At 61.4% G+C, this 25,659-nt stretch carries 22 protein-coding genes and 2 tRNA genes; 19 read left to right on the plus strand and 5 right to left on the minus strand.

What is annotated here, in order from left to right:
• The first annotated feature begins 428 nt into the window (after positions 1–428).
• Genes BUS06_RS03660 through BUS06_RS03670 form a run of 3 tightly spaced genes read left to right on the plus strand, consistent with a single transcriptional unit; the run spans position 429 to position 2,848 of the window.
• Positions 429–1,250 (plus strand): TIGR04255 family protein, encoded by an 822-nt coding sequence (locus tag BUS06_RS03660; RefSeq protein WP_074263030.1) that lies wholly within the window; start codon positions 429–431, stop codon positions 1,248–1,250.
• On the plus strand, positions 1,240–1,950 hold the full coding sequence (locus BUS06_RS03665) for a helix-turn-helix domain-containing protein (protein ID WP_074263031.1): 711 nt from the start codon (positions 1,240–1,242) through the stop codon (positions 1,948–1,950). The genes BUS06_RS03660 and BUS06_RS03665 overlap by 11 nt, the downstream gene beginning before the upstream one ends.
• The gene (locus tag BUS06_RS03670; RefSeq protein ID WP_143787453.1) at positions 1,838–2,848 is read left to right on the plus strand and encodes a hypothetical protein; all 1,011 of its coding nucleotides are present in this window, start codon (positions 1,838–1,840) and stop codon (positions 2,846–2,848) included. The genes BUS06_RS03665 and BUS06_RS03670 overlap by 113 nt, the downstream gene beginning before the upstream one ends.
• Before the next feature lie 109 nt (positions 2,849–2,957).
• Here the strand turns inward: BUS06_RS03670 and BUS06_RS03675 are convergent.
• Positions 2,958–3,033: transfer RNA gene (locus tag BUS06_RS03675), tRNA-Lys, on the minus strand.
• A gap of 200 nt (positions 3,034–3,233) precedes the next feature.
• Here BUS06_RS03675 and BUS06_RS03680 point away from each other — a divergent pair.
• A complete protein-coding gene (locus tag BUS06_RS03680; protein ID WP_074263033.1) occupies positions 3,234–3,638 on the plus strand; it encodes a PaaI family thioesterase in 405 nt (134 codons plus the stop codon).
• A 34-nt stretch (positions 3,639–3,672) separates the two neighbouring features.
• Positions 3,673–4,539, plus strand: a complete 867-nt coding sequence (locus tag BUS06_RS03685; protein WP_074263034.1) for a patatin-like phospholipase family protein — start codon at positions 3,673–3,675, stop codon at positions 4,537–4,539.
• A 77-nt stretch (positions 4,540–4,616) separates the two neighbouring features.
• Here BUS06_RS03685 and BUS06_RS03690 read toward each other — a convergent pair whose 3' ends face one another.
• Positions 4,617–5,630 carry a D-2-hydroxyacid dehydrogenase family protein gene (locus BUS06_RS03690; protein ID WP_074263035.1) on the minus strand — a complete coding sequence of 338 codons (1,014 nt, stop codon included), beginning with the start codon at positions 5,628–5,630 and terminating at the stop codon, positions 4,617–4,619.
• A 375-nt stretch (positions 5,631–6,005) separates the two neighbouring features.
• Here BUS06_RS03690 and BUS06_RS03695 point away from each other — a divergent pair, with 375 nt between their 5' ends.
• Together BUS06_RS03695 and BUS06_RS03700 are read left to right on the plus strand one after the other, a co-directional pair.
• Positions 6,006–7,862, plus strand: a complete 1,857-nt coding sequence (locus BUS06_RS03695; RefSeq protein ID WP_074263036.1) for a phosphoenolpyruvate carboxykinase (GTP) — start codon at positions 6,006–6,008, stop codon at positions 7,860–7,862.
• A 342-nt stretch (positions 7,863–8,204) separates the two neighbouring features.
• Positions 8,205–9,302, plus strand: a complete 1,098-nt coding sequence (locus BUS06_RS03700) for a LysR family transcriptional regulator (protein ID WP_074263037.1) — start codon at positions 8,205–8,207, stop codon at positions 9,300–9,302.
• A 157-nt stretch (positions 9,303–9,459) separates the two neighbouring features.
• Here the strand turns inward: BUS06_RS03700 and BUS06_RS03705 are convergent, their stop codons facing one another.
• The 3 genes from BUS06_RS03705 to dprA all read right to left on the minus strand — a co-directional run bounded on the left by BUS06_RS03705 (position 9,460) and on the right by dprA (position 13,994).
• Complete coding sequence (locus BUS06_RS03705; RefSeq protein ID WP_074263038.1) at positions 9,460–12,126, minus strand: DNA topoisomerase III; 2,667 nt, start codon at positions 12,124–12,126, stop codon at positions 9,460–9,462.
• Positions 12,127–12,354: 228 nt separating this feature from the next.
• Entirely contained in the window at positions 12,355–12,732 is a 378-nt protein-coding gene (locus BUS06_RS03710) for a thioredoxin family protein (protein WP_074263039.1), read from the minus strand.
• Positions 12,733–12,812: 80 nt separating this feature from the next.
• Positions 12,813–13,994, minus strand: a complete 1,182-nt coding sequence (dprA, locus tag BUS06_RS03715; RefSeq protein ID WP_074263040.1) for a DNA-processing protein DprA — start codon at positions 13,992–13,994, stop codon at positions 12,813–12,815.
• A 256-nt stretch (positions 13,995–14,250) separates the two neighbouring features.
• On the opposite strand from dprA, the gene def reads away from it, so the two are divergent.
• From def to queD, 12 genes are all read left to right on the plus strand, one after another.
• Positions 14,251–14,754, plus strand: coding sequence for a peptide deformylase (def, locus tag BUS06_RS03720; RefSeq protein ID WP_074263041.1), 504 nt, complete (start codon positions 14,251–14,253; stop codon positions 14,752–14,754).
• A 31-nt stretch (positions 14,755–14,785) separates the two neighbouring features.
• A complete protein-coding gene (gene fmt, locus BUS06_RS03725; protein ID WP_074263042.1) occupies positions 14,786–15,769 on the plus strand; it encodes a methionyl-tRNA formyltransferase in 984 nt (327 codons plus the stop codon).
• 188 nt (positions 15,770–15,957) lie between these two features.
• Complete coding sequence (locus BUS06_RS03730) at positions 15,958–16,608, plus strand: LysE family translocator (RefSeq protein ID WP_074263043.1); 651 nt, start codon at positions 15,958–15,960, stop codon at positions 16,606–16,608.
• A 106-nt stretch (positions 16,609–16,714) separates the two neighbouring features.
• The gene (gene htpX / locus BUS06_RS03735) at positions 16,715–17,572 is read left to right on the plus strand and encodes a zinc metalloprotease HtpX (protein WP_074265897.1); all 858 of its coding nucleotides are present in this window, start codon (positions 16,715–16,717) and stop codon (positions 17,570–17,572) included.
• A gap of 256 nt (positions 17,573–17,828) precedes the next feature.
• Positions 17,829–19,256: a 16S rRNA (cytosine(967)-C(5))-methyltransferase RsmB gene (gene rsmB / locus BUS06_RS03740; RefSeq protein ID WP_074263044.1), complete on the plus strand. Its 1,428-nt coding sequence runs from the start codon at positions 17,829–17,831 to the stop codon at positions 19,254–19,256.
• On the plus strand, positions 19,253–19,843 hold the full coding sequence (locus BUS06_RS03745) for a DUF4390 domain-containing protein (protein ID WP_074265898.1): 591 nt from the start codon (positions 19,253–19,255) through the stop codon (positions 19,841–19,843). Before rsmB ends, BUS06_RS03745 begins: the two co-directional genes overlap by 4 nt.
• Positions 19,833–22,238: a sensor histidine kinase gene (locus tag BUS06_RS03750; protein ID WP_074263045.1), complete on the plus strand. Its 2,406-nt coding sequence runs from the start codon at positions 19,833–19,835 to the stop codon at positions 22,236–22,238. The genes BUS06_RS03745 and BUS06_RS03750 overlap by 11 nt, the downstream gene beginning before the upstream one ends.
• Positions 22,239–22,928 (plus strand): response regulator transcription factor EsaR, encoded by a 690-nt coding sequence (esaR, locus tag BUS06_RS03755; RefSeq protein ID WP_074263046.1) that lies wholly within the window; start codon positions 22,239–22,241, stop codon positions 22,926–22,928. It abuts the gene before it with no gap.
• A 99-nt stretch (positions 22,929–23,027) separates the two neighbouring features.
• Positions 23,028–23,103, plus strand: a tRNA-Phe gene (locus BUS06_RS03760).
• 408 nt (positions 23,104–23,511) lie between these two features.
• Positions 23,512–24,246, plus strand: a complete 735-nt coding sequence (gene queC / locus BUS06_RS03765) for a 7-cyano-7-deazaguanine synthase QueC (protein WP_074263047.1) — start codon at positions 23,512–23,514, stop codon at positions 24,244–24,246.
• A gap of 78 nt (positions 24,247–24,324) precedes the next feature.
• A complete protein-coding gene (gene queE, locus BUS06_RS03770) occupies positions 24,325–24,957 on the plus strand; it encodes a 7-carboxy-7-deazaguanine synthase (RefSeq protein ID WP_074263048.1) in 633 nt (210 codons plus the stop codon).
• A 9-nt stretch (positions 24,958–24,966) separates the two neighbouring features.
• Positions 24,967–25,410 carry a 6-carboxytetrahydropterin synthase QueD gene (queD, locus tag BUS06_RS03775; protein ID WP_143787569.1) on the plus strand — a complete coding sequence of 148 codons (444 nt, stop codon included), beginning with the start codon at positions 24,967–24,969 and terminating at the stop codon, positions 25,408–25,410.
• Positions 25,411–25,659 lie beyond the last annotated feature (249 nt).

The following is a 25,659-nucleotide window of genomic DNA, read 5'->3' on the forward strand; positions in this document are numbered from 1 at the left end:
AGAGCGGAGGCCGCGCTCGAGCGCAGTCGTCATCTTGAATCTAGGGCGCCTCCTCGGTGCTGGATCTGTATGTCGAGCGCCTGTACCAATTGATTGTCTGACGTAGCGCTATCGCTGGCTCGGCCGACTCTTGCGCAGGCTGCGGCAAACAGTTCGGCAGATCGGCGTATCTGGTTATCACTAACTCGCACGCGCAGTTTCAGTATATTGGCGAGCGCCTCCCGGCTGCCTTGGTCTGCTTTTTCGGAAAGCCGTGTCTTTTGCCAGGAGCTCGTCGACGCTCGCCCTTGGAATATTTGGCGACAAATCATCCATAACGAATTTCCTTGACTTGCTGCCATCTTTTGCTTGCCGCAGCGGTGCGCTGGTGTATAGTTTCGTGTATAGTTTCGCGGTTTACTCCAAATCACACAAATAGGCAAGTCGAGATGAGTGATCGCAGCGGAATCCTTCCTAACTCGCCATTAGTCTATGCCATTGCCTCTGTTCGCTTCGCGCAACTGGCGCTATTGCCGAACAAGATGCCGGAGATCCATGAGAAATTGCGCGCCGTTGCTCCAGTGCTACAGCATGTCCAGCAGCAGATGCGGGTGATGTTGCCGGGAGTCGTCAATCCACCGGAGACCGCGACGCAAGCGTGGCTAATGATGTCGAGCGATCGCTCGTTTGGAGCGCAACTTGGCACGGAGCAAATACTTTTCTTTACGTTGAAATATCAGCGCTTCGCCGGTTTTCATGCATTTGTCAGCGAGTGCCTTCAGGTGCTGTTCGACGAGATGAAGTTTTTGGACGTGACGGCGTTGGGTGTGCGATACGTCGATCATATCAAGGCGAGCCACGACGACCGGTTGGCGGACTATATATCAACGGCGTTTCTGACACCGACAGTTCCATCCTTTGATTCTGCGGGAGGTTTGTCGCAGTTCGCCTATGGCATTGAAGGCGGCCAGTTGCGTGTCCGCAGCATACATACGACCGAGGCATTCTCCATTCCAATCGATTTGATTGGACTGGTTGGGACGATCAGGGGCGCCACCCAGCCATTGACGCTTACGCCGCTTCAGCCAAACGAGATGCTGCTTGATATCGATGCGTTTACAAATTATCCGCAACCGCGACGCATAGAGCTAAGGGAAATTCAGGCGGGGCTCGATAACCTGCATAAGAGAGCAAACGCATTCTTCCGGCATGAAGCGGTTTGCACTGATCACGCATTCGCAGTATGGAAAGGAGGCGAAAATGTACGCTGATATTCCGCCACCGTTGGACGTCGCGGCAATCGTCGCACCACAAGGCAGTTCGATGCCCCTCAATGAACCTAACTGGCAAGAGCTTCTTGGTGCTCGTCAGGCCGCTGGTTTTATTGAATCAATTGGATGGCTGGAAAGCGGATCGTCGCCCGTTACGGCGCCGGTCGGCACTTCGCTTAAAACCGGCTTGCTGTTCGTCGTTGAAGGGGCGCCGTATTTTGTTGTCGTCGATGGATGTGCGCAGGCCCAGGTTCATCTCGACAAGCATGAGGCGGTAACGCGAACGCTTCCGTATCAGTTGGATTCGATTAAAGAGCGTTTGGACATCTCTGTTACGCAGTTGGCCGAACTCTTTTCTGTGACGAGAAAAACTGTCTATGACTGGTACGAAGGGCAAAGTCCACGTAACGCGAAGAGCGACAGGATAAATGCGCTCGCCGAAGCTCTCGATAAGGTTGATGGCGTTGATCTAAAAAGGCTTAAGGGTTTTTGGAGTATCGCTCTCCCTGGCGGCTCGTTCCGGTCGACACTACAAAGTGATACGCTTGCGGGTCCAGAACTTAAGTCCGCTCTCGTAGCGAAACTGAATGAACTTTCTGCGGAAATGTCTGTTCCTGTTCGTCCGCCGCGGCGAGAGCAGTCATTTAGTGCCGGTACGCCAACCATCGCAGATATCGAGCGCAGAAGCGACTCCTACTAAGGACCCTGCTGCCATCCTCGCCGAAATCAAGGGAAGGGGTTGGTGGCAGGGTTCCGTCATTTCGGCGGCAGACTTGGCTTTGATCGGTCAAAGCTCTGATGGCGTAGAGTTTTGGGTCGTCGTGTCCCAAACTTGCAACCTTTACAACCCGTTCTTCGATCGGGTTCCCGTCTTTGAGCTTGTTGGCGCATCTCGGCTGCTTGATGGTTGCAGCTCGGCGAAGACCAAGGGCGATGATCCTCGCATTCTGCATGTGGAAGCAACTGGGGCCAACGGCGTCGTGTCGCTTGCGATAGATATCCAAGCTCGGAAATGGCTGCCCCGCGCCTCTCTTGCTGAATTGTCTGCGCCGCAATACTCGGTCGAAGATCCGCCGAGGGCGGACTGGGCAACGGAGCCGACTTGGCTCGATAATTTGGCCGGCTGGCTCGGCCGGAGCTACACCCGAGTCGCGCTGCCCGACGAGTTCAACGAAGGGTTGTCCAAGTCGAAACTGCTGAAGGTCTTGGACGAGAAGGTCACGAAGGACAAAGACGGAATATACGGAATCTACCTCTCTGTTGAGCGGGATTCCGAGGAAGCGTGGGAGGACGCGCTAGGTCTGATGCCTCCGCCATATAACTTGGGGATCACCCTTATCGTGAAGGACGATCAGCCGCGCGCGAAACTGCGCGAGAAGCTTATCAAACAGATTTTTAAGGACGAGGTTGAAGATCCTGACAACCAAAGTCAAAAGACCACGAGAGCCGTTCTCGCGCAGCGCTGTCGGATTCGCATTGCAGAAATCGGCATTGAAGTGAGAGGCATGTCGGACGTCAATCTTGGTGAGCTAAGGCAGTTGATTCGATACACGATGGTCGACTATCTTTCGACTTCGTCCTTTGCGGCGCCCGAATGAAGCGGCTCGCGTTCAATTGCGCTCATCAAATCCGGTTACACCGTGGTTACATGGACTAGAAAAAGAAAAAGGGTTGCAGCGCAAATGCGTGCAACCCTTTGAATTTCTTTGGTGGGGCGTGAGTGACTCGAACACTCGACCTACGGATTAAGAGTCCGCTGCTCTACCAACTGAGCTAACGCCCCCAACAGACTGCGAATTATGAAGGACTTTTTTTAAGTTGCCAAGGCCCCTTTAGCAGATTTCTTAAAAAAATTCGTGACGCCGGTCGTTTGCTTAACCGCCGGGCCCACGATATGCCAAAAACGCGCACTTTCTACCGTCCCGGTATTATGTTGCCACACCATGCCGCGCGACGCTTCACGCGGTTCAACGGGGATAAGCGATGGACGACAAAGCGATAGCAGAGTTACTCGACCGCGTGCTGGCGCCGTGGGTGCGCACGCTTGCCCTGACCCCCGTGAAGGTCGACGAGGAAAGTGCGACGATGCGCCTGCCGTTTTCCGGCGAGCTGCGCCACTCCGGCGGCGTGATCTGCGGCCAGGTCTTTATGGCGGCCGCCGATACGGCGATGATCGTTGCCATTTCCGCCGCCCTCGACGGCTTCAAGCCAATGACCACCGTCTCGCTGAACATCAGCTTCATGCGCGCAGTGCGCAAGGGCGACGTGCTGATCACAGCACGCGTGTTGCGGATGGGCCGCAACCTCGTATTCGGCGAAGTCGAACTGTTCGACGAGGACGGCAAGATGGCGGTCCACGCCACTACCACCTACGCGCTGCTCTCCTAAGCATTGCGCGTCAGATTCCAGGGAAAAACGAAGAATGTTCGATCAGGTTGTATTCGCGGGCGGTGGCAATCGCTGTTGGTGGCAGGCGGGATTCTGGGACATCGTGCAGCCGGAACTGAAGATCCGGCCGCGCGTGATCACCGGAATTTCGGCGGGCGCGGCCACGGCATGCATGCTCTACACGCGCGATTCCGACTGGGTCATGCGCTACTACGAAGACGCACTGCGCCACAACACCCGGAACGCGTACTGGGGCAATCTGCTACGTCGCGAGTCAGTGTTTCCTCATTATCGGATCTATCGCAAGGCACTCCTCGACATCTACGGCGAGAAGTTTGCGTCACTCGCGCAGGCGCCGGAAATCCGCATCGGCGTTTCGCATCTGCCGCGTTGGCTCGGTGCGCGCAGTGCGGTCGCTGCGGGCCTGATCGCGTACAACATCGAGAAATACGTCCGCAAGACGCTGCATCCCACGCTCGGTCAGACGCTTGGTTTCCATCCGGAATTCGTGCGGGCGCAGGATTGCGCGAATGTCGAGGATCTCGCGGACCTGATTCTGCAATCGTCGTCGACGCCGCCTTTCACGCCGGTTTTGCGGCGCAACGGCCGGCCGGTCCTCGATGGCGGGATGGTAGACAACGTGCCGGTCGGCGCGCTCGATGAAACGCCGGGCAACGTGCTGGTGATGGTCACGCGCCTCTATCCGCGCCCGCAGATGTTCGTCGTATCGCACGGCGCCCAGCAGCGGCTGTATGTGCAGCCGTCGCGCAAAGTGCCCATCTCCAGCTGGGATTACACGAGCCCGTCGCAGATGCAGCACGCGTACAACCTCGGCCGCGCGGACGGTGAGCAGTTCCTCGAACACATGCCGCAGTTGCTCGAAGCCGCACTATACGATTGATCCGACGGCAAAGCCGGCAACGGGAGGGTGCCCGGCGGCCAAGACCAGTACAAACGCAAAGGCCGCGGCCTCATCCCTTACCGCCGGCGCCCACCCTGCAACGCCTCAGGATTCGCCACGCTCGACGTATCGCCCGCGTCGAACGCCAGAATATTCTGGAACGCCGCGCTGAAATACAACTCGTAGCTCTCACGCTCGACATACCCGATGTGCGGCGTGCAGATCACGTTTTCCATCCGCAGCAGGCTGTAGCCCTGCAGAATCGGCTCGCTTTCGTAGACGTCTATCGCCACCATCCCAGGCCGGTTGCGCGCCAGCGCATTGACCAGCGCGTTCTCTTCCAGCAGTTCGGCCCGGCTCGTATTCACGAGCAACGCAGTCGGCTTCATCCGCAGCAGGTCTTCCTGCTTGACGATGCCGCGCGTGTCGTCATGCAGACGCAGATGCAACGACAGCACATCGCTCTGTTCGAACAGCGCCTCGCGGCTTTCGGCGACACCGTATCCATCGGCACGTGCCGCTTCGAGCGTGCTGCCACGTCCCCACACCAGAACGTTCATACCGAACGCCTTGCCATATCCCGCAATCAGGCGGCCGATCTTGCCGTAACCCCAGATCCCGAGGGCCTGACCACGCAGAACCTGGCCCAGACCAAAGTTCGGCGGTAGCGCCGAGGTCTTCAGCCCTGACTGTTGCCAGGCTCCTTGCTTAAGGTTTGCTACGTATTGTGGGATGCGCCGCTGCGCAGCCATGATGAGAGCCCAGGTCAGTTCGGCCGGCGCGATCGGCGAACCGCTGCCTTCCAGCACGGCGATGCCGCGTTCGGTACAGGCGGCCAGATCGACATGGCTCGACACCTTGCCGGTTTGGCTGATCATGCGCAGATGCGGGAGTTTATCGAGCAGTTGCGAGTTGATGCGGGTACGTTCGCGGATCAGCACCAGGGCATCGACTTCCGACAGGCGGCTGGCCAGTTGGCCCAGGCCGCGCACGGTGTTGTTGAACACCTTGACGTCATGGTCGGCGAGCAATTGAAAGCAGTCGAGCTTGCGAACGGCGTCCTGGTAATCGTCGAGGATGGCAATCTTCATAGTCTTGGTGTTTTGCGACGCACCATGGCGGTGCGGAACGGAGTGTTAAGCTGGCTGTCCCACCATGTGAGGTAGGTCACACGCTGGTTTGGATGGATGCCTTATCGTAGAAAGTGCCGCGAAGATGGCATCACCACGCAAAGGCAAGATTGAGATCGTTTTTAACAGTTTGTTGCGTGTCGATGCAAGCCGCTTTACAGACGGTTGCAGAGGGCTGCTTGCAGACGGCGCAGCGCAACAGGCTGTATGGCCTATCACGACCTGCACAATCGTGCGCCGGTTGGCCGGCGCAACTGGATTGACGCCTCTCGCAGGCAGCGTCGTTGGGCCTGTACCGTTTTTCTTTTTGCTTACAAACGAAACGGAGACAGCTCGATGAATCATCCCGCCTTTGCAGGACTTCCGGCCATTGAGGCGCCTGGCTGGGTCAAAAACCGCAAACTGATCGACTGGGTGGAGCGCGTCGCGGCGCTGACCAGGCCAGACCAGATCGTCTGGTGCGACGGCTCGCAGGAAGAATACGACCGTCTGTGCGCGCAGATGGTCGCGGCCGGCACGCTCAGAAAACTCAACCCCACCAAACGTCCGAATTCCTATCTCGCGTGGTCCGATCCGTCGGACGTTGCGCGTGTCGAGGACCGGACTTTCATCTGCTCGCAGCGTCGCGAAGATGCTGGCCCCACCAACAACTGGATTGCCCCGGCGGAGATGCGCTCGACGCTCGACGGCCTGTTCGACGGCGCGATGCGCGGCCGAACGATGTATGTGGTGCCGTTTTCGATGGGTCCGCTCGGCTCCCCGATTGCTCACATCGGCGTCGAACTGAGCGACAGCCCTTATGTGGTCACCAACATGCGCATCATGACGCGCATGGGCCGTGAGGTGTACGACGTGCTCGGCACCGACGGCGACTTCGTACCGTGCGTCCATTCGGTGGGTGCACCGCTCGCCGCCGGGGCGCAGCACGTGCCCTGGCCGTGCAACGACACCAAATACATCGTCCATTTCCCTGAACAGCGCGAGATCTGGAGCTACGGCTCAGGCTACGGTGGCAACGCGCTGCTTGGGAAAAAGTGCTTCGCACTGCGCATTGCCTCGACGATGGGCCGCGCGGAAGGCTGGCTCGCCGAGCACATGCTGATTCTCGGCGTGACCTCGCCGGAGGGGCGCAAGCACCACGTGGCGGCAGCGTTTCCGTCCGCCTGCGGCAAGACCAACTTCGCGATGCTGATTCCGCCGGACGGTATGAAGGGCTGGAAAATCTCGACCATCGGCGATGACATTGCATGGATCAAGCCGGGCAAAGACGGTCGCCTCTACGCAATCAATCCTGAAGCTGGCTATTTCGGCGTCGCGCCGGGCACCAGTGAGAAAACCAACTTCAATGCGATGGCGACGCTGAAGGAAAACGTCATCTTCACCAACGTGGCGCTGACAGACGATGGTGACGTCTGGTGGGAAGGCATGAGCGACGAGGCGCCCGCGCATCTGACGGATTGGCAGGGCAAAGACTGGACACCGGCTATTGCGAAGGAGACCGGCCGCAAGGCGGCGCATGCAAATGCGCGGTTCACGGCGCCGGCATCCCAATGCCCGTCGATCGATGCGGATTGGGAAAACCCGGCCGGCGTGCCGATCGATGCATTCATCTTCGGTGGACGGCGCTCAACCACGGTCCCGCTCGTCACCGAGGCGCGCAACTGGGTCGAAGGCGTCTATATGGCGGCCACGATGGGCTCGGAAACGACCGCAGCGGCTGCGGGACAGCAAGGCGTCGTGCGGCGTGACCCTTTCGCGATGCTGCCGTTTTGCGGCTACAACATGAGCGACTATTTCGCGCACTGGTTGAAGACCGGCGAGCGGCTCGAGCAACTGAACGCGAAATTGCCGAAAATCTTCTGCGTGAACTGGTTTCGCAAAGGCGCAGACGGCAAGTTCGTCTGGCCGGGCTTCGGCGAGAACATGCGCGTGCTGGGCTGGATGGTCGGCCGGATCGAAGGCGTGGCCGAGGGCGAAGAACATGCATTCGGCGTCTCACCGCACTACGAGGACATCGACTGGCGCGGTCTCGATTTCACCAAGGCGCAGTTCGAACAGGTGATCTCGGTTGACGACGCAGCGTGGCGTGCAGAGCTCGCCTTGCACGCGGAATTGTTCGACACACTGCAGCAAAACCTGCCAAGGGCGTTGCGCGACACCAAAACGGCGCTTGAGGAACGACTTACCGCCTGATTATGTGAGCACTCACTCCTTTACTAAGACCGCCTTCGGGCGGTTTTTTTGATTTTCCGCCACACGTGCCCCTATTTCAGTCCAATTCGGACCGCTTATCGCGGAGCTTTCGCTGTTCCGGCAACGAACATAGTCCTCGGTGCACCGCAGCATATTGTTTCTTCGAGAGGAACAATCGATGCGCATCGACTACGCTAAGGAGTACGGTGATACGAAACCTAATAAAAAACCGTGTTCTTGAGCAACTTCTGCACGAATTCAGGAGTCGTAGGAGAATTCCCAGTTCGCTTCACTGCTCACATTGGTTTGGTCAGGGAGCTGTAACACGGCAGGAGTTGTCTTATGGATCATTTGCAATCAATGCGAGTTTTCGTCCGGGTGGCGGATCTCGGCAGTTTTGCCCGCGCAGCCAGCGCGATGGATATTTCCAACGCTGTGGCCACTCGCCACGTAGCCGATCTCGAAGGCCGTCTCGGTACCCGTCTGCTCAACCGTACAACCCGCAGCCTTTCGCTGACCGAGTCGGGTCAGGTGTACCTGGAGCGCGCCCGCCAGATTCTCGACGAGCTGGAAGACGTGGAGCAGATGGTGGTGGCGCGCAATCACGAACCGGTTGGCAGCTTGCGCATTGTCGCGCCGGTGGTGTTCGGGCTGCATAACCTGGCGCCGGTGTTGCAAACCTACGCCGAGCGCTATCCGAAAGTGATTCCCGATGTCACGCTGGTCGACCGTCAGGTCGATCTGGTTGAAGAAGGTTTCGACGTGGGCGTGGTGATCGCGCGGCAGATGCGCAGCGCGAGCATCGTCACGCGGCGTCTGACCACGGGTTGCATGACTGTGTGCGCGACGCCCGCGTATCTGGAGAAGCACGGCACGCCGACACGTCCTGAGCATCTGCTGGAGCATCCGTGCCTGTCGTTGCCGTCCGAGTATTGGGGCGATGAGCGGGTCTTTACCGGTCCGGATGGCGAAGTACGGGTGCGTCCGACAAACGTGATCGTCGCCAACAACACGGAAATGCTGCGTCAGTTCTCGCTGCTCGGCATGGGCATTGCGATTTTGCCAAGCTACCTGATTGGCCGCGACATGACGCGTGGCCGGCTCGTGCGTCTGCTGGGCGAATACCGCTTGCCGCAGGTCGAGATCAACATTGCGTACCCGAGCCGCCGCCATTTGCCGGCCAAGGTGCGTACGTTCATCGACCATCTGGTCGAGCACTTCAGCCAGACGCCGAACAGCCTGCTCGGTGAGCAGTGGATCAAGGACGGTCAAGGATGGCCGGTCTCGGTTTCCGGCGTGGATTCGGAGATGATGCCGCCGGAAGCGTTCGACGGTGCGGAGCCCTTGTCGCGATTGCTGGATAGCGAGATTTCGCCGAAGCTGCCGTCCAAGACGCCGTCTTCACCGCGGGCTCGGCCGGCGGTGCTGTCGCCGCTTTGAGATGCGCTTTGAGTCGGCTCGGTAGGTAAGAAAAAGGCACGGCCTCCTCGCGGAGACTGTGCCTTTTTAGTTTCTGCGCGGTGACTTACGTCACGGACTTCATCGCAGTTTTGAGCGGTGCGGCCGTGCTTGTACTTGCTCCGTGCTCAGGACGCGCTTACGAGCCAGTCTTGCGCGCCGGAGCCTTCTTTGCAGGCGCTTTCTTGGCCGCGGCCGTTTTCGTAGCCGGCGCTTTCTTCGCTGCCGCCTTCCTGGCCGGCGCAGCCTTCTCCGCCACCACTACGTCGTCGTCCGTTTCCGTCGCGGTACCGGCTGCTGCTTTAGCCGCAGCAGTTGCTGCAGTCTTGGCAGCAGTCTTCGCTGACGGCTCTTTCTTCTCGAACTCGAAGCCGATCTTGCCGTCGCTCTGCTTGACGAGGAACGCCTTGAAGTTGCGGCCGGTACGCGACGACTTGAAGTTCGTCAGCAGATCGGTGCGGCCTTCTTCCAGCAGCTTGCCCATCTGCTCGCGCGTGATCTCCTGCTGCAGAATCACCTTGCCTGAGCGGAAGTCGCAAGTCTTCGGATTGGCGACCGAGTTCTCGCAGACGTAACTCATGCCGTGCTCGAACACATGCGCCTTGCACTTCGGGCACGCGCCTACCGGCTGCTGGTCGGAGAAGTCAGGGACCTCACCGTCTTCGCCGCCGGAATCCTGGCCGAAGTCGAACTCAAGCTTGTAATTCTTGATCTCGTCGTCGAGCGAAAGCTTGAGGATTGCCGAGAACGGTCGCCCCATCTTGCTGCGGAAGCCCGACAGCGGTCCGATGGTCTTGTTCTGCAGCAGTTCTTCGACTTCCGGAATTTCGAATTGCCGCCCGCCGGGAATCTTCGAAATCGAAAACTCGCACTTCGAGCACGCAAAGCGCCGGTAGTTTTCCTTCACCTGACCGCCGCAATTCGGACATGGCGTTTCCAGCGTCGCGTAGTCGCCGGGAATCGTATCCGAGTCGTATTCTTTCGCGCGCTTGACGATGGTCTGCGTCATGCGGGCGATTTCCTGCATGAACGCGTCGCGATGCAGGTTGCCGCGCTCCATTTGCGAGAGTTTGTACTCCCACTCGCCGGTCAGTTCGGGCGCGGTCAATTCCTTGACGCCGAGCCCACGCAGCAGCGTCATCAACTGGAACGCCTTGGCGGTCGGGATCAGGTCACGGCCTTCACGGATCAGATACTTCTCGCCAAGCAGACCTTCGATGATCGCAGCGCGCGTAGCCGGCGTGCCGAGGCCCTTGGCAGCCATCGCCTCGCGCAACTCGTCGTCCTCGACCAGCTTGCCCGCGCCTTCCATAGCCGACAGCAACGTGGCTTCGTTGTAGCGGGCCGGTGGTTTGGTCACCAGTTGTTGCGCGGCGATCTTGTCGGTCTTGACCTTCTCGTCCTTCTGGACTGGCACGAGATTGGCGTCTTCACCGCTGATCTCGCGGCCATAGACCTGCAGCCAGCCCGGTTCGACCAGCACCTTGCCTTCAGTCTTGAAGTGATGGCCGACAACTTCCGTGATCCGCGTCGTCACCTTGAATTCGGCGGCCGGGAAGAACACCGACAGGAAGCGCTTGACGACGAGGTCGTAAAGCTTCTGCTCCGGCTCGGACAGATTCTTGGGCGCCTGCAGGGTGGGGATGATTGCGAAGTGGTCGCTGATCTTCGAGTTATCGAAGATGCGCTTGTTCGGCTTCACCCAGCCCTTGTCGAGTACCTGTTTGGCGAACGGCAGGTAGTTGTTGCTTTCCTTGAGCATGCCAAGCGTCTGCTTGACCGTGTCCATGTAGTCTTCGGGCAGCGCGCGCGCATCGGTACGCGGGTACGTGAGTACCTTGTGCCGTTCGTACAGTGCCTGAGCCAGACCCAAGGTGTTCTTGGCCGAGAAGCCAAAGCGGCCGTTTGCCTCACGCTGCAAACTCGTCAGGTCGAACAGCGCCGGCGACAGTTGCGTCGTCGGCTTGGATTCTTCCGTGACCGTGCCGGTCTGGCCGCGACAGGCGGCGACGATCGTCTCGGCGGCGGGCAGCGCCCAGAGGCGCGAGTCGCGCTTTTCCGGGTCGAACTCGTCGCGCTTGAATTTCGGGTCGAACCAGCGGCCTTCGTAGAAGCCCGCTGCGCAGACGAAGTCCGCTTTCACTTCCCAATAGTCGCGCGGCACGAAGCGGCGAATCTTTTCTTCACGTTCGACCACGATCGACAGCGTCGGCGTCTGCACCCGACCGACCGTGGTCAGGAAGAAGCCGCCGCCCTTGCTGTTGAACGCCGTCATGGCACGCGTGCCGTTGATGCCGACCAGCCAGTCGGCCTCCGAGCGGCACCGTGCCGCGTCCGCGAGCGGTTGCATTTCTTCGTCGCTACGCAGACGGGCAAAGCCGTCGCGGATGGCTGCGGGAGTCATCGATTGCAGCCACAGACGCTGAACCGGCTGTTTGGCTTTGGCGTGCTGCGCGATCAGGCGGAAAATCAGCTCGCCTTCGCGCCCCGCGTCACATGCATTGATCAGACGCTCGACGTCCTTGCGCTTGAGCAGCTTGGTCAACACCTTGAGCCGCGATTCGCTTTTTGCAATCGGATTCAGGTCGAAATGCGGGGGGATGACGGGTAGATTGGCGAAACTCCACTTGCCGCGCTTGACTTCATATTCTTCGGGTGCGGCGATTTCGAGCAAGTGGCCGACTGCCGAGGAAAGGACGTAATCGTCACTTTCGTAGTATTCGTCATGCTTGGTAAAACCGCCCAAAGCCCGCGCGATGTCATTCGCGACGGAAGGCTTTTCGGCGATGATCAGTGCTTTGGACATGACTGGATATGAGTTGGTAGATCCGGGTTTAGGCCTTGGGCTTACGACCCCTAGGTTTGCGACCCATTAACGACCGCTTTATAGCACACGCCGTGAAAGGGGCGTGTCAAGTGCCTTAAAAAGCGGCCCATCATAATTGCGTGTCTATCTATTGGGCAAGCGGCGGCAGCCGCACTGCAGACTGTTCGCAACGCCCGTGCCGTAAGACTGCGGGTCAAAATGCGCCGTTCAGGCCACCGCCAGGGCTGGCCTCAGCTTCGGCGCGCCGGTTACGCCAGGCAACGCGGTCAGATCGGCCAGCATCCGGTCGACGATGGCCGCCTGTGGCAGCACGGTGCCGAAAAACCGCGTAGTGATGCCGTCCTCTATCAGAATCGTAGGAAAATTTTCTACGTCCAGGTCGTCGAAGCGGTCGGCGTGGGTTTCGATGTCAATCCATGCGAAACAGATTTCCGGATGCTTGTCCGCCAACCGATCGAACGCGTCACGGTATTCCCGGCAGGTTCCGCACCACTCCGCGCACAGGCACGCCACGAACAGTGTTTCGTGGTCGTTGACGCGCTCGGCGATCCGGTCCTGGTCGGTGTCGAGGTTCAGCGCGGGCATGTCGGTTCCTTGCGTACTGGTATCAGGTGCTTTGGCGCGAATGTAGCATGGCGCGTACTCTGCCGCGATTAACCCTGCGCTCAGCCGTGGCTCGCCCGGGCAAACTGGCCGCCCGGTAAAACCGTCAGATGGCCGGCCAACTCGAGCTGCAGCAGGGTGCTTTGTAATGTTGCTTCCTGCATGTCGGTGCGGGCGGCAAGTATTTCAAGCGTCGCGGGCGCATAACCGAGGGCCGCGAGGAGCTTTTGCGCCTCTGGAGCGAGCTCTGAGGCGTCGGTCACGGCCGCGGCGGGTTTGGGCGTGGGTGTCTGCCGTGACAGCTTTCCACTTTCGAACAAGGCGGCGACATCGCCTTTAGGCGGCGGTGCGACGAATCCAAGCTCTTCGAGTATCTCCCCCGGCGTCTCGACCAGTTTCGCGCCCTGTTTCAGCATTCTGTGGCATCCGCGCGACAGTGGGGCGTGGATCGAGCCGGGCAGCGCGAATACGTCGCGCCCCATTTCATTGGCGAGACGTGCGGTGATGAGCGACCCAGAGCGCATCGCAGCCTCGACGATCAGCACGCCACCAACCAGCCCTGCGATTAGCCGGTTGCGCTGGGGAAAGTTGGCTGCGCGTGCAGGCGTGCCGAGCGGCCATTCTGAAACGATGACTCCCTCGGCCGCAATCTGCCGTGCGAGCAACTGATGCGCGGCCGGATAGACGAGATCAGCGCCGGTGCCGATCACGGCGATCGTGCTGCCGCAACCGGTCAGCGCGCCACGATGTGCCGCCCCGTCGATGCCGAGTGCAAGCCCCGACACAACCACCAGCCCGGCCTCCGAGAGCGCGCGGGCGAACCGCTCGGCGTCCTCGACACCTTGTGGCGTGGCACTGCGGCTGCCGACGACCGCGACGCCCTTAGCGTGCAACAGATCAAGCCTGCCTTTTATATATAGCAGCGCGGGCGGATCAGGCATCGTCAACAGGGCAGGCGGATAGGCCGGGTCGTCGAGCGTCACGATGGCATTGCCGGGCAGCTCGCGCCAGGCAAGCACCGCGTCCAGATAGCACGTGAAATCAGCGCCCGGCGGCGCGAGTGCTGCACGGGCGGACGCCTCGTCGGTGGCGGCCGCGAGTAGCGCAAACGGCTGTTCGAGTATCGCGGCCGGCAGGCCGAAAGCGTTCAACATCGCGCGCAGCGCACCGGGTCTCAGACCGGGCGCCATCGAGAGGCGCAGCCACGCGGCAAGTTCGTTATCGGTTGTAGGGAGAGTCTGCATTGCTTATCCATCCTTGAGCACGGCCAGCGGGCAGGCGGGCGCCATGCTAAAATTTTCATCATCCGAAATCACTGCAGCGCCGCGCCCACCCGCGCGGGCTCGTCGTTTGCGCAAAGATTGGCGCGTTGAATCGAACCGGTTCGACACCACCTATCCTCTGCGTAACGCGACGCTCCCACAAGCTAGCCGAATGGCCAGTGACGCGAGTGTTTGGCCTTTCCGCCCGTCGGCGGCGCCTAAAACTAACTTCAAGATCATGGCTTTACTGAACATCATCAATTACCCGGACAAGCGCCTGCACAAGATCGCCAAACCAGTCGAAGCGGTCAATGAACGCATCCGCAGACTGGTCGCAGATATGGCCGAGACAATGTACGCGGCACCCGGCGTTGGGCTCGCGGCCACTCAGGTGGACGTGCACGAGCGCGTTGTCGTGATCGACGTATCCGACACGCACGACGAACTGCATGTGTTCATCAATCCCGAGATCATCTGGTCGAGCGACGAGAAGAAGATCAACGAAGAAGGTTGCCTGTCGGTGCCCGGCATCTACGACAACGTCGAACGTGCCGAGAAAGTGCGCGTGCGTGCGCTCAATGAGAAGGGCGAGACCTACGAGCTGGACTGCGAAGGACTGCTCGCGGTGTGTATCCAGCACGAGATGGATCACCTGATGGGGCGCGTGTTCGTCGAGTACCTGTCGTCGCTCAAGCAGACTCGCATCAAGAGCAAGATGAAGAAGCTCGCACACGCGATGTAATGCGCGTTCATTCCGATTACCGCCCCTGTACATGAGCCATTCGTTGCGCGTCATCTTTGCCGGTACGCCGGAGTTCGCTGCGGCGGCACTGGCCGCCATCCACGAAGCCGGTTTTCCGGTGCCGCTCGTGTTGACGCAGCCCGATCGCCCGGCCGGCCGCGGTATGAAACTGCAGGCCAGCCCGGTCAAGCGTTACGCCGAGGAGCACGGTCTGAGCGTCGCGCAACCGCCTTCGCTGCGCAGGAAAGGCAAATACCCCGCCGAGGCGACTGCCGCCATCGACCTGCTGCGCGCCACGCCGCATGACGTGATGGTGGTCGCGGCCTACGGGCTGATATTGCCGCAGGAAGTGCTGGACATCGCGCCGCACGGTTGCATCAACATTCACGCTTCGTTGCTGCCGCGCTGGCGCGGCGCGGCGCCGATCCACCGCGCCATCGAAGCGGGCGACACCGAAACCGGCATCACGTTGATGCAGATGGATGTGGGCCTCGATACCGGCGCGATGATCTCGGAGACCCGAACACCCATTCACGAGGACGACACCACCGCCACACTGCACGACCGTCTGGCGGAAGCAGGTGCACGGCTAGTCGTCGAGGCGCTGGCCGAACTCGAGCGCAGCGGCAAGCTCGTAGCCACACCGCAGCCAGAGGAAGGCTTCACCTACGCCGAAAAAATCGCCAAGCACGAAGCGGCGCTCGACTGGCGGCGTCCTGCTGCCGTGCTGGCTCGTCAGGTGCGCGCGTTCGATCCGTTCCCGGGTGGCGTGGCGACGCTCGACGACACTTCGCTGAAGATCTGGGCCGCCGCGCCTGCTCAAGCCCAAAGCAATGCGGAACCGGGCACGATCCTCGACGTCTCGCCGGAAGGCGTGCTCGTAGCTTGCGGAGAGGGCGCGTTGTGCCTCACGCAACTGCAGAAGCCCGGCGGCAAGCGCCTGCCGGTGCGTGAATTTCTCGCCGGCTCCACGCTTGCCCGCGGGCAGCGTTTCGCGTTGCCGGAACAAGAGTAACAGGCGTTCCGGCGCGCTTTCCATAGGCCATTCGGCCGACTCACGCGGCACGTCCGGGCGCGTTAGAATCATCGGTATTACGTGCCCGTTCCGAGCTCTCACCAAACCTGCGGTCCCGCGCCAGGCATCGGCGAGCCGCGGACAGCTAGGACGCGACAGGCTACTTGCGTTTTTACCTTGAGGATTCGATGTTCGGCATCAGCCATTTTGGATTTTTCGTCGTTGCCGTTTTCCTGCTCAACGTCACGCCCGGGCCGGATACGGCGTATATCGTCGGGCGCAGTGTTGCCCAAGGGCGCGGCGCGGGCCTGACGTCGGCGCTGGGTATTTCCGCGGGCTGCTGCGTGCACTCGCTTGCCTGCGCGTTCGGGTTGACCGCGCTGCTGGCCGCGTCGGCAACTGCGTTCACGGTGATCAAGTTCGTCGGCGCGCTGTACCTGATGTATCTCGGCGTGCGGCTGATTTTCACCAAGCCCGCTACCGTTGACACGACGGGTGCGGCTGGAGCGGCGCGTGCGGCCGGCGCGCCGAAGTCGTTGCGGCAACTGTTTCTGCAGGGCTTCTGGACCAACGTCCTGAACCCGAAAGTGGTGCTGTTCTTCGTATCGTTTTTCCCGCAGTTCGTGACCACGGGCAGCGATCACAAAGCCTTGGCGTTCCTCACGCTCGGCGCGGTGTTCGTGCTGATGAGCATGGTGTGGAACAGCTTTGTCGCCTACATTGCGGGCAGCGTCACGCAGCGTTTTTCCGGCAAGCCGGCCATGAAGCGTTGGCTGGATCGGGGTGTCGGCAGTGCGTTTGTTGGACTAGGGCTCAAGCTCGCTACGGCTTCCCGGTGATTGAATTTTCCTTGCCCGTCCATATCTAACAATAAGCTTACAATGAAATCGCTGCCATCAGGCGGCAGTGGATATGAACCCGCATTCGGCGCAAGGAGTGGTGAACATGTTTAACTGGGTCAAAACCGCGATGTTGATGGCCGCGATCACGGCCCTCTTTATCGTGATCGGCGGAATGATCGGCGGCTCGCGCGGCGTGATGATCGCGTTCGTGATCGCGCTCGGCATGAACTTCTTCTCGTACTGGTTTTCGGACAAGATGGTCCTGCGCATGTACAACGCGCAGGAGGTCGACGAAACCGGCGCGCCGCAGTTCTACCGGATGGTGCGCGAACTCGCTACGCGCGCCAGTCTGCCCATGCCGCGCGTCTACCTGATCAACGAAGACGCGCCGAACGCGTTTGCCACTGGCCGCAATCCGGAGCATGCGGCGGTCGCGGCGACCACCGGCATCCTGCGCGTGCTGTCCGAGCGCGAGATGCGCGGCGTCATGGCGCACGAACTCGCGCACGTCAAACACCGCGACATCCTGATCTCAACCGTCTCGGCGACGATGGCGGGTGCGATCTCCGCGCTGGCGAACTTCGCGATGTTCTTCGGCGGCCGCGACGAAAACGGTCGTCCGGCGAACCCGATCGCGAGCATCGCGGTGGCGCTGCTCGCGCCGATCGCCGGCGCGTTGATCCAGATGGCTATTTCCCGTGCTCGCGAGTTCGAAGCGGATCGCGGCGGCGCGCAGATTTCCGGCGACCCGCAGGCATTGGCATCGGCGCTCGACAAGATCCATCGTTACGCGAGCGGCATTCCGTTCCCGACGGCCGAAGCACACCCGTCGACCGCACAGATGATGATCATGAATCCGCTCGCGGGCGGCGGCATGGCCAGCCTGTTTTCTACCCACCCATCCACTGACGAGCGGATCGCAAGGCTGATGGAAATGGCGCGCACGGGGCGCTTCGAATAAGCCGCGTTGCACCAGGCGTGCACGAGCGCCAACCGGCACCCGTTGACGTCTGCCAGGCAACAAGCCGGGCAACAACCGAGAAGGGCGAGTTCCAACGGGCTCGCCTTTTTCATTAGCAGATCAAGACCCCACGCATCAAGCCAGTCCCATCGCGCGCCCCCCGCCGTGCGCCCCCAACCAGCCCACCGACCGCGCCAAGCTACAATGTCCGCTGTTTGCGCCGCGCGCACCGTGCGGCCTGCCTTTGCCCTGGTTCATGACTTCAAAGCCTTCCACGCGTCCTGTTTCGCCTTCGCCGCGTCCTCGCGAATCGCGCCTGTCGGCCCTGCATCTCGCGCCAGAATCGCTGGGTTTTGCGCTCGACTGCGCGGCCCAGGCCGTGGGCGCGGTGCGACTCGGCTCGGCGCTTCCCGCCGCGCTGCAGTCGGTCTTCGTGTCGGCTCCTGAAGGCAGCGCCGCCGCAGCACGCGGCGCGGTGCAGGACATCTCTTACCGGACCATGCGCCGCCTGGCAACGGCTGACTGGCTGATCGCGAGGCTGGTCCGCAAGGCGCCGCCGCCGCACGTCGCCAACCTGCTTGCCTGCGCGCTCGCCCTGCTCGCAGACGCTGAAGAAACCGCAGCTTATGCACCGTTCACCGTCGTCGATCAGGCCGTCAACGCAATTGCCGCGCGCCGCGAGTTCTCTTTCGCGAAGGGTCTCGTCAACGCCGTGCTCCGCAGCTTCCTGCGCGAGCGGGAATCGCTCCTCGCAGCAGCCCAGGACGACGAAGTCGCGCGCTGGAACTACCCGGCCTGGTGGATCGACGCGGTACGCAAAGCGTGGCCCGACAACTGGCAGGACGTGCTCGCAACTGGCAACACACAGGGACCGCTGACGCTGCGAGTCAACGCGCGCCACTCGACGGTCGACGCCTATCTGCAGGTCTTGCAAAACCACCATATCGACGCCACCCGCGTGGGCGACCACGCGGTGCGCCTCGCGACGCCAATGCCGGTCGACCGCATCCCCGGCTTTGACGATGGCGTGGTCTCAGTCCAGGACGCCGGCGCGCAACTCGCCGCCGAGTGGCTCGGCGCGCGCGACGGCATGCGCGTGCTGGACGCCTGCGCGGCGCCCGGCGGAAAGACGGGTCATCTGCTCGAACTGGCCAATCTCGAACTGATCGCGCTTGAAAGCGACGCGAGCCGCGCACGGCGTATCGGCGAGAATCTGCAACGGCTCGGGCTGAACGCCGAGGTGCGCATCGGCGACGCCGGCGCTCCGGCGAAGTGGCACGACCCGCTCGACCGCCCCTTCGACCGCATTCTGGCCGACGTGCCGTGTTCGGCCTCGGGCATCGTCCGACGCCATCCGGACATCCGCTGGTTGCGCCGCGCCTCCGATATCCCGGCGCTCGTCGCCGAACAGCGGCGCATTCTGGCCGCGCTCTGGCCGCTGGTGAAGCCAGGCGGCGAGTTGCTTTACGTTACGTGCTCGATCTTTCCCGATGAGGGTGAATTGCAGGCGCAGTGGTTTGGAGACAAGTACCAGGATGCGGTACGATTGGACGCGCCGGGGCAACTGCTGCCCAAAGCGGCCCGCGCGCCTGCCAGCGCCCCGGACGGTTCCCGTGCTGAACCGGACGCCGGCTCGAACCCAGATCACGACGGATTTTTCTACGCGCGCTTTCAGAAACGGTGACCATCAAACGCCTTTTTCCGCTTCGGCTCGTGGCCGTGCTCTGGATTGTGCTGGCCTTTTGGCTGAGCGCGCCGGACGCGGCGTACGCCGATTCGATCGCGGTACAGCGCGCGTCGCTGCAGTCGGATGGCGGCGGCTGGAGCCTCGATGCGCGGTTTGACTTCGAACTCAACAGCAACCTCGAAGATGCCGTCAACAAAGGCATCCCGCTCTACTTCACGACCGATTTCGAACTGAGCCGGCCGCGCTGGTACTGGTTCGACGAGCAACCGGTGAGCGTGTCGCAGAGCATCCGGCTGTCGTTTCAGCCGCTTACGCGCGAGTACCGCGTGTCGACCGGCGGCCTGCAGCTCGGCTTCAGCACGCTGAAAGACGCGCTGGCGGTGATCCAGCATGTCACCTCGTGGCATGTGATCGATCGCAATCAGGTGCAGAACGGCGAAACCTATACCGCGTCCGTGCGCATGCAGCTCGACATCGCACTGATGCCCAAGCCATTCCAGATCGACGCTGTGAACAACCGCGACTGGAATCTCTCTTCCGACTGGAAGCGTTTTACTTTCACGGTGACCGAACGTGCTAAATAAAGTACGCGGTACCGCCAGCGTCAGCAGCATCGTCGTGCGCGTGCTGGTGTCGACGGTGGCGGTCACGGCCGTCCTGCTGCTGGTGTTGCTCGCTGCGGCGAGTGCGAACACCGAGTTTTTCGACCGTTACTATCAATGGCTGTACGCGGCCAACGTTGCAGTAGCGCTGATCTTCCTGATGGTCGTGACGGCGCTCGTCCTGATCATCATCTACCGGCTGCGCAAGGGTAAATTCGGCACGCGGCTATTGGCGAAGCTGGCGTTCTTCATGGCGCTGGTCGGCGTGGTGCCGGGCGGCATCATTTACATCGTGTCGTATCAGTTCGTCTCACGCAGTATCGAGTCGTGGTTCGATGTGAACGTCGAGACGGCGCTGACTTCGGGGCTGAATCTCGGGCGCGGCATGCTAGACGCGTCGCTCTCGGATCTGCAGACCAAGGGTCGCCTGATGGCCGAACAGCTTGCCAGTGCAGATGCTGCGGGAACGACGTTGACGCTGCTGCGTTTGCGCGACCAGTTCGGCGTGCAGGACGCGATGATCCTCGAGCCGGGGCGCGGCATGAGCGGCATGAACGTGGTGGCGGAGGCATCGGGCAACTCCGTGACGCTCGTCCCCAACGACTTGCCGACGCCGCTGATGATCGATCAGGCTCGTGGCCGCGGTTTTGCCGCGATCGAAGGCGAAGTAGATGGCGATCCAAACGCGAATGGTGGCAAGGGTGCGCTGCGACTGCGGATCGTGCAGCGCATTCCTGATTCGAACGCGTCGCTTCTGCAGCCCACTGAGCGCTTTTTGCAACTGACGCAGCCGGTGTCGCCGTCGCTCGCGCGCAATGCGGATGCGGTCCAGCGTGCGTATCGCGAGTACCAGGAGAAGGCGCTGGGCCGCACGGGTCTGCGCAAGATGTACATCGGCACGCTGACGCTCGCGCTGTTCCTCGCGACGTTCATCGCCATGATGCTTGCGCTCGCGCTCGGCAATCAGCTCGCGCGACCGCTGTTCCTGCTTGCGCAGGGGACGAAGGAAGTGACCGAGGGCGACTACACGCCGAAACGCGAAATCAAGTCGCGTGACGAACTCGGCTTCCTGACGCAGTCGTTCAATGCGATGACGCGACAGCTTTCCGAGGCGCGCGCGGCGGTGGAAAACAACCGGATCGCACTCGAGCATTCGAAGGCGTATCTCGAGAGTATTCTCGCCAACCTGACCGCGGGCGTGTTCGTATTCGACCGGCAGTTCCGGCTTACCACCGCGAATCGTGGTGCCGAGCGGATCTTCCGTCAGCAGTTCCAGTCGGCGCTCGGTGCTGCGCTCGACCGCATTACCGTGCTGAGCGATTTCGGCGCGATGGTGCGTAAGGCTTTTGCCGATCGCGAAGCCGCCAGCGGAGATGGTCACGACGACCGCGGTCACTGGCAGCAGCAGTTCTCGGTGCAGGTTCCCGGCGAAACGGAACCGCTGACGTTGCTGGTGCGCGGCGCGCGTCTCGTCTCGGCCACTGACCGCGATGCGGAAGACATGCAGACCTCGGGCTACGTGGTGGTGTTCGACGACATCTCCGATGTGATCTCGGCGCAGCGCTCGATCGCCTGGGGAGAGGTGGCGCGGCGTCTTGCGCACGAAATCAAGAATCCGCTCACGCCGATCCAGTTGTCGGCCGAGCGTCTGCAGATGAAGCTGGCGGACAAGCTCGCGCCGTCCGACGCCGACGTGCTCAAGCGCGGCGCGACCACCATCGTCAATCAGGTGGCGGCGATGAAGCAGATGGTGGACAGCTTCCGCGACTACGCGCGCACGCCGCCGGCGGTGCTCGCGAACCTGCAGTTGAATGAACTGGTGAGTGAAGTGCTCACGCTTTACGGCATCGAAGAAGGCAAGAGCGCGATTCACGTGGAGATGGCCACGTTGCCGGTGATCCGCGGCGATGCGACGCAATTGCGCCAGGTGATCCACAACCTGCTGCAGAATGCGCAGGATGCGGTATCGGAGATCGAGCATCCTCGTGTGCTGCTCGAGACGAGGACAGTAGAATATGGCGATCCCGACGCGGAAGGCAAAGTGCGCGTCGCGGTGCGTCTGACCGTATCGGACAACGGACCGGGCTTCCCCGCACGCATTCTGACGCGTGCATTCGAACCTTACGTGACGACCAAGGCCAAAGGAACAGGGCTCGGCCTCGCTATGGTCAAGAAGATCGTCGACGAGCACGGCGCGCGTATCGACATTCGCAACCGTTTGAAAGCAGGCGATGTGATCGAGGGTGCGCAGATTTCGATCCTCTTTCTTCAATTGGCAGACGATGATGCTGCGGCACCTGGGACAGGGCCGCGAACGGCGCATGGCAACGCGTCGCAGGGAATGACAAAAGCAACAGTGCAGACAAGGGCAGCGTAAATGGCAACCATCCTGGTGGTAGATGATGAAATGGGCATCCGGGAATTGCTCTCGGAGATCCTGAGCGACGAAGGGCACGTCGTCGAGGCGGCGGAGAACGCGCAGGAAGCGCGTGAGTTCCGGCTGCGCCAGGCACCCGACCTGGTGCTGCTCGACATCTGGATGCCGGACACCGATGGCGTCACGCTGCTCAAAGAATGGGCCGCGCAGGGGCAACTGACGATGCCGGTGATCATGATGTCCGGTCATGCCACCATCGACACGGCAGTCGAAGCCACCAAGATCGGCGCGCTCAACTTTCTCGAGAAGCCGATTGCTTTGCAGAAGCTGCTGAAGGCGGTCGAACAGGGGCTCGCGCGCGGCAACCCGGCGCCTGCGGCACCTGGTGCCGCGGCGAAGCCTGCCCAGCCGACGAGTCCGTCCGCGGTGGCCTCGGCTGCTTCGCTGCCGACGCTCGCCAGCGACGGCATCGGCAGCGGCACGCTGGCCGCGCAAACCGCGTCGATCTCGTTCGACATTCCGCTGCGCGACGCGCGTGACGCGTTCGAGCGTGCGTACTTCGAATATCACCTCGCGCGCGAGAACGGCAGCATGACGCGCGTGGCCGAAAAGACGGGGCTCGAACGCACGCACCTGTATCGCAAGCTGAAGCAGCTCGGCGTCGATCTCGGCAAGAACAAAGGGGAGTAAGGCGGACGCTGTCGCAAGCTGGGCGGGCGCTTCGGCAAAAATTTTGGGAAGGGGGCTTGAGCGGTAGAAGACCCTTTGATATACTCTCGCTTCTTCGTTGGCCCGGTAGCTCAGTTGGTAGAGCAGCGGATTGAAAATCCGCGTGTCGATGGTTCGATTCCGTCCCAGGCCACCAGGATTCAGCCCCAGGAACTCGCAAGATTCCTGGGGCTTTTCCTTTTCTGATGGGTACCGGTCGCACGGTCTGCGGCGACGCGACGCCGGTGCAATGGACGCGGTGCGGGCTCGGGGCGGCGTTGTGCGGCGCGTGATAAAATCGCGCCAGTTCAAGGACTTGCGCGTTCGTCTGACAAGTCCTTTTGTTTTTAGGGGTGGCATCTGGCACGGGCTTAAGGGCCTTGCTGCATCGCGCACGAACCCCTGCGTCCGACGATCAGCGGTATAAGCGCCAGCGACTCTGGGCAAGGATGGCGCGGCCTATACTGCTTGAGCCGGCTGTTACGCCGGCACGCGTCGCGCCGCGTTGCTGCATGGCGCACACCGCGCAGCGCGACGTGGCACTCATCATTCACGGAGTTTCACGGTGATCCGTAAAGACGCTAAGAGTAGCGCTCTGGTGCTGTTTTCCGGCGGTCAGGACTCGGCCACGTGCCTCGCCTGGGCGCTCGAACGATACGAAACGGTCGAGACGCTCGGCTTCGATTACGGGCAGCGGCATCGGGTCGAACTGGAGTGCCGTGAGGGCTTTCGCGACGCTGTCGTGCGGGCCGTTCCGGCGTGGGCCGATCGCCTCGGCGACGATCACATGATCGACCTGTCGGTGCTCGGTTCGATCAGCGACACCGCGATGACGCGGGAGATCCAGATCGAAGCGGCGGCCAACGGTTTGCCGAACACCTTCGTGCCGGGCCGCAACCTGATGTTCATGACGATCGCTGCGGCGATTGCCTATCGGCGCGGTCTGCAGGTGCTGGTAGGCGGCATGTGCGAGACGGACTTTTCGGGCTATCCCGATTGCCGCGACGACACCATGAAAGCGCTGCAGGTCGCGCTCAACCTCGGCATGGATCAGCGCTTCCTGCTGGAAACGCCGCTGATGTGGCTCGACAAGGCCGATACGTGGCGTCTCGCGCACGAGCTGGGCGGCGACGAACTGGTCGAGCTGATCCGCATCGAGACGCATACGTGCTACCTCGGCGAGCGGGCTGAGCTGCATGCGTGGGGTTTCGGCTGTGGCGAATGTCCGGCGTGCCGTCTGCGCAAGCGCGGCTACGAGGCCTACCTGGCCGGCGAGAAGGTCACTGAAGCACCCGTTTGATCCGTCCGCCCACCTGGTGATGCATGGGGCGGCGGCAACCTTAATCAGGCGTCCCTGCGGCGCCAGGCAGAAAGCAGCATGACGTACGCGGTCAAGGAAATCTTCTACACATTGCAGGGCGAGGGCGCGAATGCCGGACGTCCGGCGGTGTTTTGCCGGTTCGCCGGCTGCAATCTGTGGTCGGGGCGCGAGGAAGACCGCGCGGACGCGGTGTGCCGCTTCTGCGATACGGACTTTGTCGGCACCGACGGCGAGAACGGTGGCAAGTACCGCACGGCCGCAGACCTGGTGGCGATGATCGCCTCGCAGTGGCCCGAAGGTGAAGGCGAGCGTTTTGTCGTCTGTACCGGCGGCGAGCCGATGCTGCAGATGGATCAGCCTTTCGTCGATGCGCTGCACGCCGCTGGTTTCGAGATTGCTATCGAGACCAATGGCTCGTTGCCAGTGCTCGAGACGATCGACTGGATCTGCGTGAGCCCGAAGGCGGACGCACCGCTGGTGGTCACCAAAGGCAACGAACTGAAAGTCGTGATTCCGCAGGACAACCAGCGTCTGTCCGAATATGCGGCGCTCGACTTCGAATATTTCCTCGTCCAGCCCATGGACGGCCCGTCGCGCGACATCAACACGAAACTCGCGATCGACTGGTGCAAACGCCATCCGCAATGGCGCCTGTCGATGCAGACCCACAAGTATCTGAACATTCCCTGATTCGCCGTGCTGACGATTACCCGAAAACTCGAATTCGACGCGGGCCACCGCATCCCCGATCACCGCAGCCAGTGCCGCAATCTGCACGGGCACAGGTATGTGCTCGAAATAACGCTGCAAGGCGATCTGGTCGAAACGGAAGGCGCGCCCGATCGCGGCATGGTGATGGACTTCGCGGACGTGAAGTCGCTCGCCGTCGAACACCTCGTCGACAAGTGGGATCACGCGTTTCTCGTCTATGAAGGCGACACGCAGGTGCGCGGCTTTCTGGATTCGATGCAGGGCCACAAGACCGTCGTGCTCGATCGCATCCCCACCGTCGAAAATCTCGCCGCGATCGCGTTCGAACTGCTCGCGAATGTCTACGACGCGCACTACGGCGTGAATCTGCGTTTGCACAAGGTGCGTCTCTACGAGACACCGAATTGCTGGGCCGACGTGGTGCGCGACTGAGCGGCGCGCGAGCGTCATCGAGCCAGCAACAAGCGGGCAATCGCGTGGCAATCACGCGCCAGTAGTCTGGCAACTACGCGGCACGTGTTCGGCGCTCCAGCGGCCGCGTTATTGTCACGGTATGATCGTTTCGATAACCACCTGGAGCGAGACATGCCGGTCACCGCACTGCAAAGTGGGCACCCAGCCCGCAGCACCAGCTTCCTCTGCCGTATCTCACGCGCTCTTGTGCATCGCCGCGGGGTACGC

The sequence above is a fragment of the Paraburkholderia phenazinium genome (assembly GCF_900141745.1).
Lineage (GTDB): Bacteria > Pseudomonadota > Gammaproteobacteria > Burkholderiales > Burkholderiaceae > Paraburkholderia > Paraburkholderia phenazinium_B.

Excerpts from the sequence above, each read along its gene's own strand:
- BUS06_RS03660 (WP_074263030.1), top strand. The coding sequence starts at position 429 with ATGAGTGATCGCAGCGGAATCCTTCCTAACTCGCCATTAGTCTATGCC.
- BUS06_RS03665 (WP_074263031.1), top strand. The coding sequence starts at position 1,240 with ATGTACGCTGATATTCCGCCACCGTTGGACGTCGCGGCAATCGTCGCA.
- BUS06_RS03670 (WP_143787453.1), top strand. The coding sequence starts at position 1,838 with ATGAACTTTCTGCGGAAATGTCTGTTCCTGTTCGTCCGCCGCGGCGAG.
- BUS06_RS03680 (WP_074263033.1), top strand. The coding sequence starts at position 3,234 with ATGGACGACAAAGCGATAGCAGAGTTACTCGACCGCGTGCTGGCGCCG.
- BUS06_RS03685 (WP_074263034.1), top strand. The coding sequence starts at position 3,673 with ATGTTCGATCAGGTTGTATTCGCGGGCGGTGGCAATCGCTGTTGGTGG.
- BUS06_RS03690 (WP_074263035.1), bottom strand. The coding sequence starts at position 5,630 with ATGAAGATTGCCATCCTCGACGATTACCAGGACGCCGTTCGCAAGCTC.
- BUS06_RS03695 (WP_074263036.1), top strand. The coding sequence starts at position 6,006 with ATGAATCATCCCGCCTTTGCAGGACTTCCGGCCATTGAGGCGCCTGGC.
- BUS06_RS03700 (WP_074263037.1), top strand. The coding sequence starts at position 8,205 with ATGGATCATTTGCAATCAATGCGAGTTTTCGTCCGGGTGGCGGATCTC.
- BUS06_RS03705 (WP_074263038.1), bottom strand. The coding sequence starts at position 12,126 with ATGTCCAAAGCACTGATCATCGCCGAAAAGCCTTCCGTCGCGAATGAC.
- BUS06_RS03710 (WP_074263039.1), bottom strand. The coding sequence starts at position 12,732 with ATGCCCGCGCTGAACCTCGACACCGACCAGGACCGGATCGCCGAGCGC.
- dprA (WP_074263040.1), bottom strand. The coding sequence starts at position 13,994 with ATGCAGACTCTCCCTACAACCGATAACGAACTTGCCGCGTGGCTGCGC.
- def (WP_074263041.1), top strand. The coding sequence starts at position 14,251 with ATGGCTTTACTGAACATCATCAATTACCCGGACAAGCGCCTGCACAAG.
- fmt (WP_074263042.1), top strand. The coding sequence starts at position 14,786 with ATGAGCCATTCGTTGCGCGTCATCTTTGCCGGTACGCCGGAGTTCGCT.
- BUS06_RS03730 (WP_074263043.1), top strand. The coding sequence starts at position 15,958 with ATGTTCGGCATCAGCCATTTTGGATTTTTCGTCGTTGCCGTTTTCCTG.
- htpX (WP_074265897.1), top strand. The coding sequence starts at position 16,715 with ATGTTTAACTGGGTCAAAACCGCGATGTTGATGGCCGCGATCACGGCC.
- rsmB (WP_074263044.1), top strand. The coding sequence starts at position 17,829 with ATGACTTCAAAGCCTTCCACGCGTCCTGTTTCGCCTTCGCCGCGTCCT.
- esaR (WP_074263046.1), top strand. The coding sequence starts at position 22,239 with ATGGCAACCATCCTGGTGGTAGATGATGAAATGGGCATCCGGGAATTG.
- queE (WP_074263048.1), top strand. The coding sequence starts at position 24,325 with ATGACGTACGCGGTCAAGGAAATCTTCTACACATTGCAGGGCGAGGGC.